Annotated in this window: 2 protein-coding genes; one reads left to right on the top strand and one right to left on the bottom strand. The window is 23.4% G+C overall.

The window, feature by feature from the left end; genetic code table 11:
- A partial coding sequence (locus tag AYC59_RS05955) for a deoxynucleoside kinase (protein WP_342666620.1) occupies positions 1 to 683 on the top strand: 683 nt, incomplete at its 5' end.
- Positions 684 to 990: 307 nt separating this feature from the next.
- On the opposite strand, the gene AYC59_RS05960 is transcribed toward AYC59_RS05955, so the two are convergent.
- The coding region (locus AYC59_RS05960) for a restriction endonuclease subunit S (protein WP_156445504.1) at positions 991 to 2,233 on the bottom strand (1,243 nt) is incomplete at its 5' end.

Raw genomic sequence — 2,233 nt, forward strand, 5'->3', positions numbered from 1 at the left:
GTTTGTTGGTACATGTTCTGTTATATTATAAACAATTTTTTAATAAAATTAATTTAAATAAAACAAATACTAGCAAAATAATATGTATAGATGGTGTTGTTGGTGTTGGAAAATCTTCACTTGCTGAAATATTGGCAGATAAATATGGATACAAACTATATGAAGAACCTGTAATTAATAACCCTATTTTAGACAAATTCTACTATGATAAAAAAAGATGGTCTTTCCCTCTTCAGATATTCTTTTTAAACAAAAGATTTCAATCTATAAAAGAAGCTGAAGCTTATCAAAATTGTATTATGGATAGATCTATTTATGGAGATATAATCTTTTCTAGAATGTTAGCTGAAGATGGTGATCTAACTATGGAAGAATTTGAAATTTATGAAGAACTATTAGGTAATATGCTAGAACATTTAAAAACACCTAAATTAACTATATATTTAGAATCTAATGTTGAAAATGCTATTTCTAAAATTAAAAAACGTGGTCGTGAATATGAAAAAATCGTTGAATATTCATATTGGGAACATTTAAATAAACATTATAAAGAATACTTCGATTCATACAATATATCTGATGTTCTTGTTATAAATGTAGACAATATTGATTTTGTTAATAATCTTGAAGATAGAGCTAAAATACTTGAGATTATCGATAATAAATTAAATGAGACTAAATAGTCTGAATATCGTGTGCTGACCCCAAAAAGTTAGACAAATTAATTTAACTAATTTATCTTTTATTGTTAATTTACTCATAAAAAAACTGCACCTCCAATCTTGTGTCCAAGATTATGGGTGCAGTTCAATGTTTCATTTTTTAATATTCTTTTACACATTTTAATTTCACAAATATCTTCTAGTTTTTTATATTCAATTGAATAATATTTATTATTTTTTGAATCAAAATTTACCCCATCATTATACACATTAATTACATTATCCCCCTCAACAATAACACTTCCATAGATATATTGGTAAATTTTGATTATATTATATTGTCTTGTCTTGTCTTGTCTTCTAGTGTAATTCTATTACCTATGTTTGTCAAGATATATTCTCTATAATATTCATATTCTTTTTGTCTTAATTCTATTTCTTTTGGTAATCCTATATTTAAGTTATTGCATATTTTTTCAAAATTATCTAATACATTTACTATTCTTTCTTGTATTTCTAGTGATGGTAGATTTATTTTAAAATTTTTAATATCTTCTGATGTTATAGATTCAAAAGTTGCTCCTTTCGATTTTCTTTTTAATTCTTTAATATTATTCTTTATATAATGATATATATATTTTAAATTAGATACTTCTTCTTTATTTTTTATCATACATAAACCACGACCTATTGATATATTTCTATCAACTATATTTATATCTCCAACAGGTGCTCTTACACTCATTACTATACTATTAGGTTCAGCATATTTTAAAGGTGATGATGTATATATATTAGAAAATCCTAATATTAAATCTGTAAAATATGTTTTACCTTGATGAAATTCTATATTATTATTCAATTTTATTTCTGATAAAGTTTTACCTTCTGGTGAAACTCCCATTACTATATCACAACAATCAATAAGATTTACTTTCTGAACTTCAATATCCAAATTATCTATATTCTTAAATTCAAGTAAATAATCTCTATAATAACTATATTCTTTTTTTCTTAGCGTTAGCTCTTTAGTTAGCTCTTTAGTTAGCTCTTTAGTGTGGTCTGTAAACTTGTCTAATACCCTCACAATTTCTTCTTGTATATCTAATGGGGGAATTGGGATTAATATATTATTTAATTTTTCCTTTGAAAGATTAAATCTTGTTACCCCATTTGATGCTTTCTTTATTTCTTTCCTTATTTTCATACATCTAAATAAAAATTTTGAAAATTTAGGTATAATTTTTATATTTTCATTAAATCTTAACCCAAAAGAAAAACTATTTAAATATATATTTTCTTTTAATTCTTTTGTAACTACTGAACTTAATCCTACTTCATCTAAATTTTCAGAAGAACCTGTAAATAAAACATCTCCATATTTAACAAAATTTTGTTTTTCATTTTCTTCAATTTTAACTAATTCTAATTCATCAAAATTTATTTCTAAATTATTATATATATTCTTATATGGTATATATTTTGAATTTCCATTTTCAAAATCATATTTATTTTTACCAGTTAAACCTCCATATATTATAGAAATATCCCCCAACTTCTTCCACTCTACT

Source organism: Pseudostreptobacillus hongkongensis (assembly GCF_001559795.1).
Classification (GTDB): Bacteria; Fusobacteriota; Fusobacteriia; order Fusobacteriales; family Leptotrichiaceae; genus Pseudostreptobacillus; species Pseudostreptobacillus hongkongensis.